The organism is Xanthomonas fragariae (assembly GCF_900183975.1).
Classification (GTDB): domain Bacteria; phylum Pseudomonadota; class Gammaproteobacteria; order Xanthomonadales; family Xanthomonadaceae; genus Xanthomonas; species Xanthomonas fragariae.
This window is the reverse complement of record NZ_LT853882.1, coordinates 2,188,008-2,203,967: the sequence shown is the minus strand read 5'-3', so window position 1 is coordinate 2,203,967 and position 15,960 is coordinate 2,188,008. Positions and strand designations below refer to the sequence as shown.

The 15,960-nt window shown below is 60.7% G+C and carries 15 protein-coding genes and 4 pseudogenes; 14 read left to right on the top strand and 5 right to left on the bottom strand.

Going from position 1 to position 15,960, the window contains the following annotated elements; genetic code table 11:
* Positions 1–328 precede the first annotated feature (328 nt).
* The 4 genes and pseudogenes from PD885_RS10335 (at position 329) to PD885_RS10320 (ending at position 4,265) form a co-directional block, all read left to right on the top strand.
* Complete coding sequence (locus PD885_RS10335; protein ID WP_002806231.1) at positions 329–1,315, top strand: RluA family pseudouridine synthase; 987 nt, start codon at positions 329–331, stop codon at positions 1,313–1,315.
* Positions 1,316–1,653: 338 nt separating this feature from the next.
* Positions 1,654–3,020, top strand: a pseudogene (locus PD885_RS10330) (IS5 family transposase).
* Positions 3,010–3,321, top strand: a complete 312-nt coding sequence (locus tag PD885_RS10325) for a hypothetical protein (RefSeq protein WP_231895740.1) — start codon at positions 3,010–3,012, stop codon at positions 3,319–3,321. The pseudogene PD885_RS10330 and the gene PD885_RS10325 overlap by 11 nt, the downstream one beginning before the upstream one ends.
* A 145-nt stretch (positions 3,322–3,466) precedes the next feature.
* Positions 3,467–4,265 (top strand): IS5 family transposase gene (locus tag PD885_RS10320; RefSeq protein ID WP_087946428.1). Its coding sequence is split into 2 segments (ribosomal slippage): positions 3,467–3,738 and positions 3,737–4,265, totalling 801 coding nucleotides; the frame shifts between segments, so codons are not numbered across the junction.
* A gap of 7 nt (positions 4,266–4,272) precedes the next feature.
* On the opposite strand, the pseudogene PD885_RS20680 reads toward PD885_RS10320, so the two are convergent.
* The 5 genes and pseudogenes from PD885_RS20680 to PD885_RS10295 form a co-directional block, all read right to left on the bottom strand.
* Positions 4,273–4,742: pseudogene (locus tag PD885_RS20680) on the bottom strand (ZIP family transporter); the annotation flags it as partial.
* 25 nt (positions 4,743–4,767) lie between these two features.
* Positions 4,768–5,911: pseudogene (locus tag PD885_RS10310) on the bottom strand (IS3 family transposase).
* 63 nt (positions 5,912–5,974) lie between these two features.
* Positions 5,975–6,151 (bottom strand): annotated as a pseudogene (locus PD885_RS10305) (zinc transporter ZupT); the annotation flags it as partial.
* A gap of 263 nt (positions 6,152–6,414) precedes the next feature.
* Complete coding sequence (locus PD885_RS10300; protein WP_002806581.1) at positions 6,415–6,837, bottom strand: energy transducer TonB; 423 nt, start codon at positions 6,835–6,837, stop codon at positions 6,415–6,417.
* Positions 6,834–7,190 (bottom strand): 4a-hydroxytetrahydrobiopterin dehydratase, encoded by a 357-nt coding sequence (locus tag PD885_RS10295; RefSeq protein WP_002806579.1) that lies wholly within the window; start codon positions 7,188–7,190, stop codon positions 6,834–6,836. The genes PD885_RS10300 and PD885_RS10295 overlap by 4 nt, the downstream gene beginning before the upstream one ends.
* Before the next feature lie 88 nt (positions 7,191–7,278).
* On the opposite strand from PD885_RS10295, the gene PD885_RS10290 reads away from it, so the two are divergent.
* The 10 genes from PD885_RS10290 (at position 7,279) to PD885_RS10235 (ending at position 15,681) form a co-directional block, all read left to right on the top strand.
* Positions 7,279–7,878 (top strand): NfuA family Fe-S biogenesis protein, encoded by a 600-nt coding sequence (locus PD885_RS10290; protein WP_002806577.1) that lies wholly within the window; start codon positions 7,279–7,281, stop codon positions 7,876–7,878.
* Between the two features lie 13 nt (positions 7,879–7,891).
* On the top strand, positions 7,892–9,670 hold the full coding sequence (locus PD885_RS10285) for a hypothetical protein (protein ID WP_002806575.1): 1,779 nt from the start codon (positions 7,892–7,894) through the stop codon (positions 9,668–9,670).
* Between the two features lie 519 nt (positions 9,671–10,189).
* Complete coding sequence (locus PD885_RS10275; protein ID WP_065975207.1) at positions 10,190–10,414, top strand: hypothetical protein; 225 nt, start codon at positions 10,190–10,192, stop codon at positions 10,412–10,414.
* Positions 10,411–10,593, top strand: coding sequence for a hypothetical protein (locus tag PD885_RS10270; protein ID WP_065975209.1), 183 nt, complete (start codon positions 10,411–10,413; stop codon positions 10,591–10,593). The genes PD885_RS10275 and PD885_RS10270 overlap by 4 nt, the downstream gene beginning before the upstream one ends.
* Entirely contained in the window at positions 10,586–11,695 is a 1,110-nt protein-coding gene (locus tag PD885_RS10265; RefSeq protein WP_065975210.1) for a replication initiation factor domain-containing protein, read from the top strand. The genes PD885_RS10270 and PD885_RS10265 overlap by 8 nt, the downstream gene beginning before the upstream one ends.
* Positions 11,692–11,985 (top strand): single-stranded DNA-binding protein, encoded by a 294-nt coding sequence (locus PD885_RS10260; protein ID WP_088056842.1) that lies wholly within the window; start codon positions 11,692–11,694, stop codon positions 11,983–11,985. Before PD885_RS10265 ends, PD885_RS10260 begins: the two co-directional genes overlap by 4 nt.
* 315 nt (positions 11,986–12,300) lie before the next feature.
* Positions 12,301–12,552, top strand: coding sequence for a hypothetical protein (locus tag PD885_RS10250; protein WP_088056840.1), 252 nt, complete (start codon positions 12,301–12,303; stop codon positions 12,550–12,552).
* A 149-nt stretch (positions 12,553–12,701) separates the two neighbouring features.
* Entirely contained in the window at positions 12,702–14,195 is a 1,494-nt protein-coding gene (locus PD885_RS10245) for an A coat protein (RefSeq protein ID WP_231895739.1), read from the top strand.
* On the top strand, positions 14,195–14,512 hold the full coding sequence (locus tag PD885_RS10240) for a DUF2523 family protein (protein WP_065975218.1): 318 nt from the start codon (positions 14,195–14,197) through the stop codon (positions 14,510–14,512). The genes PD885_RS10245 and PD885_RS10240 overlap by 1 nt, the downstream gene beginning before the upstream one ends.
* Positions 14,509–15,681, top strand: coding sequence for a zonular occludens toxin domain-containing protein (locus PD885_RS10235; protein ID WP_088056839.1), 1,173 nt, complete (start codon positions 14,509–14,511; stop codon positions 15,679–15,681). The genes PD885_RS10240 and PD885_RS10235 overlap by 4 nt, the downstream gene beginning before the upstream one ends.
* Positions 15,682–15,960 lie beyond the last annotated feature (279 nt).

Genomic DNA, 15,960 nt, shown 5'->3' with positions numbered 1-15,960 from the left:
GCGCAACGCGCGGACAGGCCTGACCAGGGTTTCCAGCGCTGCAACACCACGGCAGGCCGCGGGAGCGCTTATCTTAAGTTTTCTAGGTGTTTCAGGGCCGGCAGCCGAGTCCGGACAAACCGGGGCAGCGCGCGGGACATGTTCAGCACAACGGCCAAAGACCGCAGGCGATGGCTGGGTAGGCCGGTGAGCCGCTAACATGGCCGCCCCGGGGACGGTGGTCGCGCACTGTGCCGGAATCATCGGAAGGCAGGCTTCTGGCCAATCAACTTCCAACGAAATCAGACCCTTATCTCGCTCGCCGAGTGTAACAGAATTAAAGAGCCGGATGACCGACCCACAGTCCCCCAAGCCGCCCGCCGACCGTGTGGGCGTGCGCATTCTCAAAGTTCCGGAAGACCGTACTGGGCAGCGGCTGGACAATTTCCTGCTTGGTCAGCTTAAGGGCGCACCGCGCAGCCTGATCTACAAGCTGGTCCGCAGTGGTCAGGTGCGGGTGAACGGCGGGCGGGCAAAGGCCGAGCGCAAGCTCGAGGGTGGCGAAGAAGTGCGTATCCCGCCGGTGAATGTCAACCAAGAGAGCGACAAGGCGGCGCCACCGTCGTCGTTCCTGGCGCGGCTGGAAGCGGCGATCGTGTTCGAGGACGCGCGCCTGCTAGCGCTCAACAAACCGTCCGGGGTCGCTAGCCATGGCGGTAGCGGGATCAGCTTCGGCGCCATCGAAACCTTGCGAGCGCTGCGACCGAACCAGAGCCTGGAGCTGGTACACCGGCTCGACCGCGATACCTCCGGTCTATTGATCGTGGCCAAAAAGCGCTCGGCGCTGACCGAGATGCAGGCGCTGATGCGCGAAGACGACCGTGTCGAAGGCCGCGGCATCACCAAGCGCTACCTGACCTTGTTGGTCGGCCGTTTGCCGGACGGGGTGATGACCGTTGATGCGCCGCTGCATATCGGGCTGCGTCAGGGCGGCGAGCGGCATGTACAGGTGAATGCGATCGGCAAGCCGTCGTTGACCAACTTCACGTTGCTGGAACGTCGCGGCGGGCATTCGTATTGCGAAGTCCGCATCGAAACCGGCCGCACGCACCAGATCCGCGTGCATGCCCAGCATCTGGGTCATCCGGTGGCGGGCGACGACAAATACGGCCAGGCAGAAGTGAACAAGCGCCTGCGCGATCAGCTCGGTTTGAAGCGGCTGTTTCTGCACGCGGCATCGCTGGAGTTCACGCTGGATGCCGGCAAAACGCCGTACGTGTTGAGTGCACCGCTAGCGCCGGAGCTGGCAGAGGTATTTGAGCAACTGGCGCGCTGACGCAGCCGTAGCAGCTGCGCCAGCGCGATCGCTCAGCTGTCGTGATGGCGCGCTTGCTGTGGTGCATACGGCCGCGGTGGATGTGGATCGGCTGGCCGGCAATGGGCAGCACGCGGCGGGGTGAGGGAAGCCATTCGCTGCGTGTGCTGCTGAGACTCGTTCCTCATTGTCGGGCGCGACTCCGGGCGCGGTGCGGGCGGCAACTGTTGCGGACGCTCGCTAGTCGCCCCTGAAAACCCCCAACCACCCAACGACCGCAAGGCCTTGATGTCTGCACCGGCGTGCCAGAACTACCAGTGTTCGCTACGCTGAAGGCTGGTTTCTTGCAATTTCCGCCCATGCGTACACGCCGTCCTGCTGCCGAGACAGACCCGCCGATGAGTTGTTTCGTTCGCGGCTGGAGAACCAGATCGATCTGCGTCATCCGCTGACGCGGCTGAGCCAACAGATGCCGTGGGCGGCGTTGGAGCAAGCACTTTCATCGCGCTTGCCGGCCACCCAGGCCGGTGGCGGTCGGCCGGCATTGCCGGTGCGGCTGATTGCCGGTTTGCTCTACCTCAAACACGCCTACGACCTGTCCGATGAAGCGGTGTGCGAGCGCTGGCTGGAGAATCCGTACTGGCAGTTCTTCACTGGCGAGGTCGTGTTCCAGACGTGTTTGCCGTGCGATGCCAGCTCGCTGACGCGCTGGCGGCAGCGCCTGGGTGAGGCCGGGATGGAAGAGCTGCTGGCGCACACCATCAACGCCGCGCATGCGATGCAAGCGGTGGACGCACGCGAGTTGTCGCGGGTGATCGTGGACACTACGGTGCAGGAAAAGGCGATCGCCTATCCGACCGACAGCCGTTTGCTGGAGGTGGCACGCAAGAAGCTGATGTTACTGGCCAAGCGGCACGGCATCGGATTGCGGCAGAGCTACGCGCGGCAAGGCCCGGCCCTGAGCCGCAAGGCAGGTCGGTATGCGCATGCGCGCCAGTTCAAGCGGATGTGGCGCATCCTGCGACGTCAACGCACAGTGCTGGGACGGCTCATGCGCGACATCCAACGCAAACTCGATCAGGTAAACACCGGCGTGCGCGAGCGCATCGCTGTCTGGCTGGAACGTGCGCAACGGCTGTACACGCAGCGTCCGAAGGACAAACAAAAACTGTACGCATTGCATGCCCCGGAAGTGGAATGCATCGGCAAGGGCAAGGCGCGTCAAGCGTACGAATTCGGCGTCAAGGTCGGCATTGCGGTCACCGCCTGCAAGGGATTGGTCGTGGGTGCGCGCAGCTTCCCGCGCAACCCGTACGACGGCGATACCTTGGCCGAGCAGCTGGAGCAGACACGCGGGTTACTGCAGGATGTGAGCGTAGAACCGACGGTGGCGATCGTGGACCTGGGCGATCGCGGGCGCGAGGTCGATGGCGTGCAGGTCCTGCATCGCGGCAAGGCCAAGACGCTGACGCGACGGCAATGGCGCTGGATCAAGCGACGGCAGGCGGTGGAGCCGGTGATCGGACATCTGAAAGACGACTGCCGGTTGCGTCGCTGCAGGCTGAAAGGTGCCCAAGGCGATGCGCTGCACGTGCTCGGCTGCGCCGCCGGCTACAACCTGCGCTGGCTGCTGCGCTGGATCGCGTTTTTGCGTGCCTGGATGCGGGCGATGGGATGGTCATCCTTGAGTGCCGTGCCGCTGTCACCGACGGCACTTGGCGCTTGAAGGGGATTTTTCAGGGACGACTCAATGCCACGTCGTTCGCTTCATTGAGGATGAGGTCGTGCCACCCGACGCTGCCGTCGTGGGGCAGACATGGGCAAAGGTGAATAAGAACGGCTCGCGCGACATGCGCTTCCGGGACAACAACCAAATCCCGATCGTCCAGTATGGACGCTTGTATGGACGCTTGCTGTTCACCAGCCCGGGAGGCGTTCAAGAGGAGCATCAGTTTTCTGACGCTATCGCGGCAGGCGAGTTTGCCCGAGCATTCAATGCTTACAAGGTGGCGCTGAGCGCGCAGTGATCAGCCCCACGGGATACTGATCAACCGTTGCTACCTCCGATCGTCACGAACGCACCGTCAGATAGCGTGGATATCGCAACGGTTCATCGTTCGAAATGTCTTAGAACCTGTTCACGATCTTTCCTGATTGGTGCAGACTCTGCGGATGCGCCAAAAAACCTATCCGAGCGACATGAGCCGGGAGCGTTTCGAACACATCCTCCCGATCCTGGAACAAGCGCGCAAGCGCACCAAGCCACGCCGAGTGGATATGTATGAGGTGTGGTGCGCAGTGTTGTACGTGCTGCGAACCGGTTGCCAATGGCGAGCGCTACCCAGCGACTTTCCGAAGTGGCGGACCGTGCACGCGTACTTTGCCAAGTGGAGCGAGTGCGACGATGAAGGAGTGAGCCTGCTGGAGCGGGCGCTCAAAAAATCAGGTTGGCGTGGCCCGCCAGAAACAGGAGCGCAACATCTTCAGCAGGTTCTTGATCGTGGACGCGCAGAGCGTCAAGAACACGGACACAGCCGGGCAAAAGGGATATGACGCGGGCAAAAAGGTGTCGGGCATCAAGCGGCATATCGCTGTTGATACCCAGGGGTTGCCCCATGCCATCGCGGTGACGACGGCGGAGGTGACCGACCGCAAAGGTGCGCTGCGGGCGCTGGAGCGCTGTCAGTCAAACTTGACGCATGTACAAAGCCTGCTGTGCGACAGTGGTTACACCGGAGTACCGTTTGCCGAAGGCGTGCGAGAGATTCTAGGCGAGCAGCTCACGGTGCAGATTGCCAAGCGCAGCGAACTGCACACCTTCAAGGTCATGCCCAAGCGCTGGATCGTCGAGCGCAGTTTTGCCTGGCTGGAGAAAAACCGAAGGCTGTGGAAGAACTGCGAGCGCAAACTCAACACCAGCTTGCAGTTCATCCATCTGGCCTTCTTGGCGCTTCTACTCAAAAGATCGTGAACAGGCTCTAAGGCGTTGCGAAGCGGAACAGCACCAGGCTGATCGCCAACGTCCCCATACCCGACACCAGCCCGTAGACGGTCTCGTGGCCTTGCGCGTAGCGCTTGGCAGCCGGCAACAATTCGTCCAATGCCAAGAACACCATGATGCCGGAAATCAGGCCGAATACCGTGCCGAACACTTCGTTATCGCAAACGCGAGCGGCATGCTGACGGCCGGGCTTTCCAGCGTAGCGAAAAAGGTCGCCAAGCCTTCGGGAAAGTTGTGTGCGGTAATCGCGATTGCGGTCATCAAGCCGACCCGGCGGATGTAGGCTCGGTTATCGTCGCGAAACTGCGGATCATCGCTGGACAGGCTCTGGTGCGGATTGGGGACCAGGCGGTCGATCACCATGATCAACAGCATGCCGGCCAGAAAAGTCAGTGTACCGAAGGTGAAACCGAGCTTGTCGTTGTAGGTGCTGGAAAACGTGGCGATGATACGCCCAGGGTTCCGTAGACCCTCAAGACCCTCGTTGCGCGTAGCGCCGCTCGAACTCTACAGGCGACAGGTCGCCAGTTGAACCGTGGCGGCGGTTGGGGTTGTAGAACATCTCGATGTAGTCGAATACCTCGGCGCGAGCGGCGTCCTTGGTGGAATAGGTCCGCCGCCTGATCCGCTCGCGTTTGAGCAGTCCGAAGAAGCTCTCCATGGGTGCGTTGTCGTGGCAGTTGCCACGCCGACTCATGCTGCACACCAAGCCATGGACGCCAGGAAACTGCGCCAGTCATCGCTGGTGTAGACAGACCCTTGGTCCGAATGAACCAAGCAACCAGCGTTGGGTTTGCGCCGCCACACCGCAGACAACAAGGCCTGCACGACCAACTCGGTGTCGGCCCGATCGCGCATCGCCCAGCCGACGACCTGCCGGGAAAACAGATCGATCACAACAGCCAGGTACATCCAGCCTTCATGCGTGCGGATGAAGGTGAAATCGCTCGCCCAGGCTGTGTCCGGCTCAGTCACGTCGAACTGTCGGTCAAGCAGGTTGGCCGCCGCCTTGCACTGCATTCCTCCATGGAAGCGCGGTTTGCGACCATAGCCCACCTGGGCACGCAGTCCCTCGGTGCGCATCAGCCGATGCACCCGATGGCGACTGCAACGCTCACCCAGATCGCGCAGATCCCTGGTGATCTTGCGATGCCCACAGACACTGCCGCTGGCCAGCCAGTGGTGCTTGATCAGTCCAAGCAAGCGCTCATCTTCCTTGGCGCGCTCACTGTTGGGCGAGCACAACCAGGCGTAATAGCCCGACCGGTTGACCCGCAATACCCGGCACATCGCACACACCCTGAATTCCCCACAGTGGGCTTGCATGAAGGCGTACTTTGCCCTTACCCCTTGGCAAAGTACGCGGCGGCCTTTTTTAGGATGTCGCGCTCCTCGGTCACTCGACGCAACTCTGCCTTCAGCCGCCGAACCTCGGCGCTCTGGTCCACCTCGGCGCGCTGCACCACGCCAGGCTTGCCGAACTTGCGCAGCCAGGCGTAGAGGCTGTGCGTGGTGACACCTAGTCGCTCCGCGACTTCTGCCACCTTGAAACCACGATCGGTCACTTGCCGGACCGCCTCGATCTTGAATTCATCCGTATACCGCTTGCTGCTCATAGACACCTCCGAATTGACCATTTTCTATGGCCTTGAGATGTCTAGGAAACCCTGGGCGTATCACTCCGACAACGACACATACACCATTGCGCCGCCGGCAAATGCCAACCCGAACGCCAACAAGCGCGGATTGGGCTTCTTGGCGAACACCACCATTAGACTGCCGAGCCCGGTCGCAAGTCCGGCGGCTAGGGTGACCGCAAGCGCGGTCCAGACGTTGTGTGATGACACTTCAAGCATGTGACGCGACGACCTCGTGGGATTGAAAGCTATCCTGCGGAGAGCGTCGCGACTGCAGTTGCGCGATATGCGCACGACCATCCGCGGGTGCAGGATGGCCATGCATAGATGACGAACGCGTGGTATTTGCAGCGACCAAGGTGGTTGCGCGATCAGCAAGCGAGCGCGGTCGGTGCCAGGATCTGCGTGTAGTGCTTGGGCAGCGTGATCCTGTTTGCCGCCCCCGTTGGCCGAAAAGGACGGTGACCTTTTATCAGCCGTGCTTAGCCGCCGCGACGCGCGCGTTCTTCGATGGCGAAGCAGTCGTCCGGACGTGGCACCGGCGGCTTGAACGCGACCGGAACCTGGATAGTCTGCGGCACAGCCTGGCCGTTGCGCGTGGCGGCCTTGAACTTCCATTCGCGCACGCGCTTCTGCGCCGCTTCGTCCAACACCGGTTGGCCGCTGCTCTGCAACACCGACACATCGGTGGGCGCGCCCTCGACGCCGATCACGACACGCAGCACGGTGGTCCCGCCAATGTCGGCGCAAGCAAGTTGCGGCGAATATTCCGGCGGCGGCGTCTTCAATGCAGCAAGCTCGGTCGGCGCGACAGCAGGCGCGGACACCTGCTGCTGCGACTTGCTACACCCGCTGGTGCCGGCGGCGATAAACAAGCCGGCGAGGGTGGCGCGATAGATGGTCATGCAGTGGCTCCCTGATCGTAGAGTTGTGCGGTCTTGGCTGCGCAGATGAAGTCGTTTTCGCTCAGCCCGCCGACGTCGTGGGTGGAATAGCGCACCACCACGCGGTCGTAGTGCACGCCCAGGTCTGGATGATGGTCCTCGCGGTGGGCGATCCAGGCCAGTGCATTGACGAAGGCGAGGGTGCGGTAATAGTCGACAAAGCGGAACGTGCGCGTAATCGCCGTACCGGCCTCGGCCAGTTCCCAGCCGGGTACCTGCGGCAGCAGTTCGGCCAGGCGCGCTTCGCCAAGCTTGTGGTCGCTGCCTTTGCGCGGAAGGCAATGAGCCTGTTCCAGGGGAATCAGATCGGTCATGACGGTCTCGCAGGGGTGGCGGACAGCGCACCTATCAGGATCACGGTGTTCCATGAGCGAGGGCGCATTGAGCGGTAGAATAACCCGCATGATCCAGATATCCGACAAAGCCCAAACCTATTTCCGCAAGCTCATCGAACGCGAGGGCGTGCCCGGTATGGGCGTGCGCCTGAGCGCGGTAGATGCAGGTACGCCACGTGCTGATGCCCGGCTCGAGTTCGCCGAACCGGCGGAGTTGAGCGGTGACGAATGGGCGATCGACTGCGACGGCTTTACCTTATACGTCGTCGCCGCCAGCGTGCCGTGGATGGATGGTGCCGAAATCGACTACGTCACCCAATCCACCGGCAACCAGCAGCTCACCATCAAGGCGCCCAAGATCAAGGGCGAAGCGCCGACAGATTCGGCATCGATGGTGGAGCGCGTGCGCTGGGTGGTGGAAAACGAGATCAATCCGCAGCTGGCCTCGCATGGCGGACGTGTGGCGGTTCAAGAGGTCTCGGCCGAGGGCGTGGTGCTGCTGCGTTTTGGCGGCGGTTGCCACGGCTGCGGCATGGCCGATGTCACCTTGAAGCAGGGCATCGAAAAGACCTTGATGGGCCGTGTGCCCGGCGTGATCGCGGTACGCGATGCGACCGATCACGCCACAGGTGACGCACCTTATATCCCGCGCGACAGCGCGGCCTGATTTCGCGTCACCGGTGACAACCGCCGCCGATCTGCTGCATGCGCTGCGCGCGCGCATGCCGGGCCAGCTCGTTCTCGATCCGCACACCGGCTTGCCTTATGGCTGGGCGACCTGGCTGTGCAATCGCGATAACGCGGCTGCGCCGTTCAACGACGACCAGGTGGTGGATGTGCTGCTGGCACGGCCGGTGCCACTGCACCGTGTCGGCACTGCCGCCGTGTTGTCGCCATTTCAGGCATTTTGCAGCCTCTGGTGGCAGCACTGGGAACCGCGTCCAAAAGATCAACGTTCGCAGCATTGGCTGGCGTTGCTCGGCAGTTTTCTGATCCATCTTGGTCTCATTGCAATGCTGATCTGGGTGGTGACGGTACGTTGGGCACCGGATGAAACGAAGCCGGACGACGAATCGCGAGTGCGCATGACCTTTATTGGTGAAGGTGCGGCAGAGCAGGGTAGTAGTGGAGGGCAACCTGCTGCTGCAACGTCAACGCAGGCGGCTTCAAGTGACGCGGCGTCTTCGGCGCAGTCCAGTGCATCGTCTCAGACCGGCAAGCCGAAAACATCGCCGCCGATGCCGCCACAGCCAACTGCTGATCCTGTCGACAGTTCCAGTGCTACGCAGGCGCAGGACATCGCGCCCGAGCCAGTGATCGCGGCCGCCAGCGAACCGATGAAACCGAATGTTCCGCAAGTGACGATACAGGTGCCGACAGTGACGATCGAATCGCCGTTGCAGGTGACCGAAACGCCGGTCGCAACTAACGACTTCGTCGTGCCCCCACCGCCAACGATCACGGTGGCGCCGCGGCCGATCGAGCCGGCAGCGCCACAGATCGAGGTACGTCAACGCGACATCCAGACCGTGATCGAACGGCCGCAAGTGCGCGAGCTGCAACGTCCCGACACAACGGTTGCGGTGCGGTCTGCCAATGCGCCAGCGGTTCGTGAGCGCGAACTTATCGTTGTACCGGATCGGCCTCAAGTCGCTGCGCCGACCGCACGCGTTCGCGATATTACGCCAATCGCTCGCATGCCCGAGTTAGCGGTCCGCACCGCAGAGCTGCCGAGCGTGCCGGTGCCGGCAAATCCAGCGCCTGCGCCGTCTTCGTCTGTCGCCGCCGCGCAGCCGGCGGCAACTGCTGCGCCATCCACGCAAGCGCAGGCCAATCCATCTAAATCCGAGCAATCCAACAGCACGACAGCGGCCAGGTCTTTATCGTCCAAGCCGACCACCAGCAGCAATGTTGGCCCGAAACCTGCCGACCGCAGCGGCGGATGGAATGTGGCAGCCAGTGCCGACGATTGGAGCAAATCCAACCGCAACCGTGACGGTGAATCAGCCAGCGCCAACGGGCAGCGCAACGGCATGTTCGACGCCGATGGCAGCGTCCACGTGGCCGCCGGAACCGGCGATGCAGGTGATGCAGGTAACGGCACCAGCGACCGCGGACCACCAGGCAGCCAAACCGACACTTGGACCCGCGATCAGATCGCCCAAGGCGGCACCTGGCTCAAGCGGCCGCCGTATGGCTACAAGCCGACATCGCTGGACAAATACTGGATACCGAACCAGTCGCTGCTGCAGGAATGGGTACGCCGCGGCTTGAAGAAGATTGAGATCCCAATCCCGGGAACGACCACCAAGATCAGCTGCGTAGTTTCGTTACTGCAGTTCGGCGGTGGCTGCGGCCTGAGCGACCCGAACCTCAACGATCAACCGGCCACTGCAAGACCGCCACCTGATGTGCCGTTCAAGCGGGAGCTGCAGGAAGACAATGGGATCAAAAAATAGTTCGTCCCCAGCCTTCTTTGGACATAATATACAGGCTACGCGCGTTTCCGATTTCGGCTCAGCCGCTTTAGCTTTCGCAATCAGTGGGTTAGCAGCAATTCCTATTGCGCATAAAATTCCAGCTGCTGTTATGCCCAGTCGCTTGTATAGCTTGGCCCATTCGCGCCCTAGCTCTCCCTGATCTTGTTCTGAATGGATCAGAAGTAGCCACGGTCCCGGGTCCTGGCCAGCAATTTTTGCCAATTGCCTGATCCTCTCGTCGGGGATCGGCTTGTGTCCTTTATTCCATTCGCTGAGCGCAGCGCTAGTTACTCCCATCTGCTCTGCTAGGCCCCTCATTGTCTTCCTTAATGCTCGCTGAATTGCTAGCTGCATGAGGGTTTCTACGTGCATTTTCGCTTACCTTTCGCTTTACGTACGGTATCGCTTACCATAAGCTGAACATGCTTACTCATGCGTAAGCGCCCGCCCCCCGGTACCCCCCGGGGGTCACGGGTCAGGGTAGGGGATAGGGGCTTCATGGACACCAACACACTTGCATTGCTCGGCGCTTCTGCGCTGACCGTGATCGTCGGCCTCGCCCGATTGGTCGCCTGGATTCTTGACCGTCGCGCCGAAGCTGCGCTGCGCGTACACCGCGAACAGGTCTTCATCATCGAAAGCTACGTTGAACTTGCCGCTCCGGCAATTTCGCGACGCGTCACGATTTCCAGCGCCGAATGCGAAATGGACGTGATCGCATGAGTGCCTCGATCGTTTCCCACATCGACACCTACCACACCGTGATTGGTGGCCGTCGCACCCGGCGTTTCCGCTTGACCGTCCGCGTTGCTGGCCGCTTGGTAGAGCAGAGCGAGTACGCCTCGCGCCGTGCTGCTCTGGCGTGTGAAACCGCTGCCGTGGAGTTCTACGCTCATGGCTGATGGATCGCTCGCGGTGTCGGGACTCCCCTCGTCTAACAGGGGAGTCAGTGAATTCAGGAACAGTGATGGCACCCTGACGGTGATCATTGACTGGTTTTCTGCGTCTGTAGATCTATTCGCTGTTCTGCGCCAGGTCGGCTACCTCGACCTCGACGACGCCGAAGAGGTTCGCCAGTGGTCGGACGCATGTGCCGAAAATGCCATGGTCATTGCGATCAACCTGTTTACGTTCTTCTTCGCCGGCCTCGGCATGGAATTGGACAAGCAGGTAGGCCCCGGCAGCTTCTACACCTGGCGTGTGCGTGTACTTGATCGCGAAGGCAAGCACGTGGGCATCATCGAGTTCGGTGGCGAAGAGTGCCGGCGCAAAGATGGCACCTACACCTCGCGTATCGAGTTGACCGGTACAGGTTGCGCCATGGTGAGCGCAGCGCGCTGCGGCCATGCGAAGCGGTGGCTGGAGCTTCGAGCGAAGCTCGAAAGCTGCGCAGGACGATTGACCCGTGTGGATACCGCTGCCGACGATCTTCTGGGCAAATACCCGCTGAAACTCGCGCAGACGTGGTATTCGGATGGTGAGTTCGACAACCGTGGTCAGCGTCCCAAGGCGCAGCTGATTGATGACTACGACAGCGGTGATGGCAAGACCCTGTATGTTGGCACCAAGAAATCAGAAAAGCAGTTGCGTGTTTATGAGAAGGGCAGGGAGCAGGGTGATCGTGAATCGCCCTGGGTGCGCTACGAAGCGCAATTTAAGGCGTCTAACCGCAAAGATTTGTCGCTCGATATTTTGCGTGACCCTGCTGCCTATCTGCTCGGCGCTTATCCCGTCCTCAACTTCCTTAAGTGCGTAGCGCTACGCATTGACATTACAAAAGCTGCCGTTGATGCCACTTGGAAAAGTGCGCGCCGGCATATTAAACGTCAGTACGGCGCAACGCTCAATTTCATCTTGCGGCATTGCTCAACGCCCGAAGCGGCGCATGCCGTCATCAGTACCTGCACGTCGAACAAGCTGCCGGCGTGGGCAACACAGGAAGCAGCGGACCTTTGGCCGGAAATTGCCGGCGTTAACCAAATCATAGAAGGGGTAACACCATGAGCGGAATCAAAGTCACCGTGTTGAGCGCCGAAGTCGATGAGCGTGGCGGCACGTTCAAGGATGACGAGGGCAAGGACCGGGAATACACCACGCGCAAGCAGAAAGCTAAGCTCGAAGCCGGTGGCTTTGCGTACCCGCTGGACGTGCGCTTGGAGAAGGGCCAGGCCGCATATCAGCCGGGTGAATATGAGCTTGATTTGGAAGCCATGGTCACTGTCAACAAGGGTGCTATCAATTACAGCAAATTTCACGTGTTGCGCGCTGTTAAGCCTGCACGCGCTGCGGCCTAATCCATGGCCGTCCTCATCTACACCACGCATCCCTACATCGTCCTCGCATCAGGCTTCGTCCTGGGCGCTCTGACGGTCGGTGCGATGTGGTTCGGCGCAACCCGGAAATAGCCTCATGACACGTGTCCTTACCTGCATCGATCCAGTGCCCGCGCAGGACGGCACGTGTTCCCAAACTGCTTGGCTGGATCAATCCAGCTGGGTGGAAATGCTGCCCACGGCGGAACAGGCCAATGTCGTGGGGCCAGCGATTGTAGTCGGTTTCGTAACACTCGCAGCCTTACGGCTAATCATCCCAAGTAAAGGAGAAGACGAATGAACAGCAAGAAGATCCGCGCCCTGGGCGCTTACATGTCCACCCTCGGCAACAAGCCGAAAGCCATCGCGGTTGGTGGTGCGTTTGCCATGGCCGCTCCGTCTGCATTCGCGGAGGCCGCAGCCGGTTTCGATCCGTCAACGATCTTGGCAGCGGTGGCCGCCATGGCTGCGGCTGGCGTGTTGATCTACACCGCGTTTGCGGTGGGTCGTTGGACCATGAAGGCCTTCGGCCTGATCGGCGGCAAGTAAGCAAATCATCGACAGGGCAGGGCGGGGAAACCCGCCCTTTTTTATATGACTGGAACAGTCCTCCTAATTTTCTATTTCATGGCCGGTCGCATCATGGCCGATGGTCTCCGCTGATGCGTTGGCTAGGCCGATATTTTGCACGCACTGTCGTGCGACGCGTGGTTTATTTGCTTGTCGCGTTGATTTTCGCAGCTCTCGGGATTGGTGGCGCACGTGCTGCCAATTACGGCGATCAGGGCATTGCGAACGCGGTGTGTCAGGCGCATTTGGCCGCTGCTCAAGCACGTGTGCAGTCAGAAAATTCTGAGCGCGGAGACCAGTATTGGAAAGTCGCCTTTGCGTGCGTCATTGATCCCTCGCAGGCCGGCAATTACACCTATCTGTGTACGGTCAATAACGGTGCGGGCGGTTGCGCTGCGTTCGCTAAGAATTTCGCCCCGCCTCAAGGTGGCGCATACGACTACAGTTTTAATTCAAATGAGACGTGCGCGGCGCGTAATAGCACCAAGCTCGCAGATGCCGCGTTGGGTTACTCGGCACCCTCAACCTGCGTTGGCGGCTGTCAGGTGCAAGGTACGCCGTTTAGCAGTGCGCAAGGACCTGTTACGGTCTATGGAATCAAGGAGCGCACCTATAACGGGCAGGTGTGCACACCACAAAAACCGACTCAGGATATCGGTCAGGCGGAGGATGACAAGAAGGATGCGACGCAACCGAAGTCGCCAGAATGCACCTCACTTGGTGCCGGTCAGACAGCGTGTGTAAAGCCCAATGGTGACTACTGTGCCACTGCTTCAACCGGCAAGACGTTCTGCTGGGGTCCAGCGGAGACCGGCAAGAAAACTGAGGGTTCAGATGCGCAGACGCGAACTCCTAAGGGTGAGGCAGTGACGCCACCGAACGTGCCGCCTGCGGACGGCGAGTGGCAGCGCAAAGAGGGGCATCAGCAGACGACGTGCACCAATGGCAGCTGCAACACGAACAACGTCACAAACTATTCGAGCGTCCCTGGAGGCACGTCGAAGAACTCCAGCGGTGACAACAGCCAAGATGGCTCTGGCAATACGTCCGGTAACGGCTTTGAGAGCGGATCCGGCGACAAAGAAAACGAGAGTAAGGACAGTGCAACCGATAGCGGTAATTGCACGACGCCGCCGGTGTGCATTGGCGACACGCTTAAGTGTCTGCATCTGAAATTCACATGGAAAACGCAATGCAACACCGAACGTGGCGAAGTCACTGGCGGAACCACCTGCAGCGATGGTGACGTGCCAATGTGCGCCGGCAAGAGCTGTAAGGCGGCCGAATACACGCAGGTATTGCAGTCCTGGCGTACACGTTGCGGGATTGACAAGGATCGCGACGCAGCGAAGTCCGATGCTGCCCGCGGTGCGGCCGATGCCGCTGGTGATGACGAAAAGGGCGAGGTTGCCAAGCTGTGGGCGTCTGATGGCAAGCCGGGCCCGCATTTTGATCAGAACCGTTTGAGCATTGGTGGTGGCGACTTGCTCGGCGGCAACATTGACATCATGGGCACGTCATTCACGCTCAACGCCCAGTTCTACGATGCGCTCGCCATCATCAAAAAAATCATCATCGCGTCTGCCATGGTGGCTGCGTTCGTGATCTTGTGGAGGTCCTAATGTCGTGGTTCTCGTTCGATGTTCCGTGGCTGGGCGCGCTGGGCGGATTGCTCAACAAGCTCATGAAGCTCAAGTTGGCGTTGTGGACGGCCAAGGCGCTGGGTGCGCTCGGTCTCGGCTTCGCCGGCAAAGCATTTGTCTATGACCCGCTGATTGACCAGGCCGTGAGTGCGTGGCAGCTGGTGCCGCCGCTTGCCGCCAATTGGGTGCATGCACTCGGGTTGGACACAGCGATTTCAATCCTCCTCAGCGCGTACGGCATCCAAGGTGTGCAGCGTGTCTTCCTCACTCGTGCAAACCAGGCGCGCGACGAATGATCGGTGACACTGCCTCTATTTCTCTGCTGACCGGCCTTCCAGGCTCCGGCAAGTCGCTACGCATGACGCAGCGCATTGTGGAGCTGGTTGAGAAGGGCGCGCACGTCTACACGTGCAACATCAACGGCATCAGCGTTCCGGGCGTGACGCCTTGGGAAGACCCGACAAAGTGGAGGGATCTGCCGGCCGGCGCGGTGCTCTTCGTCGATGAGGCGCAGCAGTATTTTCGCGCTCGCCGGGGTGGTGAGCCGCCGGATTACATCATGGCCATGGAGACTATCCGTCACCTCGGCGTGCGCCTGGTGCTGGCAACTCAGCAGCCGAACTACCTCGACACGCACCTGCGCGGGTTGGTGGGCTTCCACGAGCATCTGCTGCGGCAGTCCGGTAAGGATCAGACCTTTATTTTCCGCAACCATCAGGTGATGGATGAGGTCCGCTTGGGCCTTAAGCGCATCAAGGGCCTGTACGACTACGAGCTGTGGAAGCTGCCGGAGAAATATTTCCAGTACTACAAGAGCGCCGAGCTGCACACTGTCAAGTACCGCATGCCGTCGTTGATGAAGAAGATCCTGATCACCGGACCTATCGCCATCGTGATGATGCTCAGCGTTTTCGGGTGGCTATTCTGGAAGGGCATCCATGGACAAGCGGAAGCGGAGGAAATGGCCAAGACTGCGCCTGTGGCGCAGCCGGGCCATTCCTCCGCTGGAGCGACCTCGGGAGGCAACGCCAGGCCGGCTATCGCAAGCGGTGAGGATTACATGCGTGCGATCACGCCGATGGTCCAGGATGTGCCGTGGTCAGCGCCTGGCTTTGCGGGCCGCGAGTTCCGTGCAGATCCGCACATGTTCTGCATGAGTACCGAGAACAGCTGCCGCTGCGTCACCGAGCAAAACACGCGCGTCGTGGTGCGGGACGATGTGTGCCGCGATGTTGCGCGGTGGGGTGAGCCGTACAACCCGTACAAGCCGCCGCAGGAGCGCCGGGAGTATGCGAAGGTGGAGCAGGGTGGCGAGGAGCGTCAGCACGCCTCAGTGAGCCAGCAGCAGGCGCATGCGCAGCCTGGTCAGGTCATTCCCAAGGGCCAGCGTGTCCAGGGCACGTTCTCGGAATCGCCTGGTTACCAGGCGCAGAGCTACACCAAGGCAACGACCTTGGAAATGTAATTCCGTGACGCGTCACATAGCTAATTGTCGCAGCGCATTGCTGAGCCTTGGCGCGTCAGTGATTCAAAGCCGTGTTCTGTTTTGATCAGCAACCGTCCGCCCTGGCATCGCACCGTGTCCGGCCAATACATGACGTCTTTCGGTAGCTCCATGCTCCGAGTCTCGGTGATGACGTGCGTTTGTACTTCAGCCGCGGGGCAGGGCTGCCTATCGTTGCGCTCCTGTGTCAGTGCGCTCTTGTTGGCGACCATGCCCAACGTGGTTCCTAGCAGCGCCAGG

Bases quoted from the DNA above. Each gene is read 5' to 3' on its own strand.
- PD885_RS10275 (WP_065975207.1), top strand. From the start codon at position 10,190: ATGGACACCAACACACTTGCATTGCTCGGCGCTTCTGCGCTGACCGTG.
- PD885_RS10300 (WP_002806581.1), bottom strand. From the start codon at position 6,837: ATGACCATCTATCGCGCCACCCTCGCCGGCTTGTTTATCGCCGCCGGC.
- PD885_RS10260 (WP_088056842.1), top strand. From the start codon at position 11,692: ATGAGCGGAATCAAAGTCACCGTGTTGAGCGCCGAAGTCGATGAGCGT.
- PD885_RS10265 (WP_065975210.1), top strand. From the start codon at position 10,586: ATGGCTGATGGATCGCTCGCGGTGTCGGGACTCCCCTCGTCTAACAGG.
- PD885_RS10295 (WP_002806579.1), bottom strand. From the start codon at position 7,190: ATGACCGATCTGATTCCCCTGGAACAGGCTCATTGCCTTCCGCGCAAA.
- PD885_RS10235 (WP_088056839.1), top strand. From the start codon at position 14,509: ATGATCGGTGACACTGCCTCTATTTCTCTGCTGACCGGCCTTCCAGGC.
- PD885_RS10250 (WP_088056840.1), top strand. From the start codon at position 12,301: ATGAACAGCAAGAAGATCCGCGCCCTGGGCGCTTACATGTCCACCCTC.
- PD885_RS10290 (WP_002806577.1), top strand. From the start codon at position 7,279: ATGATCCAGATATCCGACAAAGCCCAAACCTATTTCCGCAAGCTCATC.
- PD885_RS10240 (WP_065975218.1), top strand. From the start codon at position 14,195: ATGTCGTGGTTCTCGTTCGATGTTCCGTGGCTGGGCGCGCTGGGCGGA.
- PD885_RS10335 (WP_002806231.1), top strand. From the start codon at position 329: ATGACCGACCCACAGTCCCCCAAGCCGCCCGCCGACCGTGTGGGCGTG.
- PD885_RS10270 (WP_065975209.1), top strand. From the start codon at position 10,411: ATGAGTGCCTCGATCGTTTCCCACATCGACACCTACCACACCGTGATT.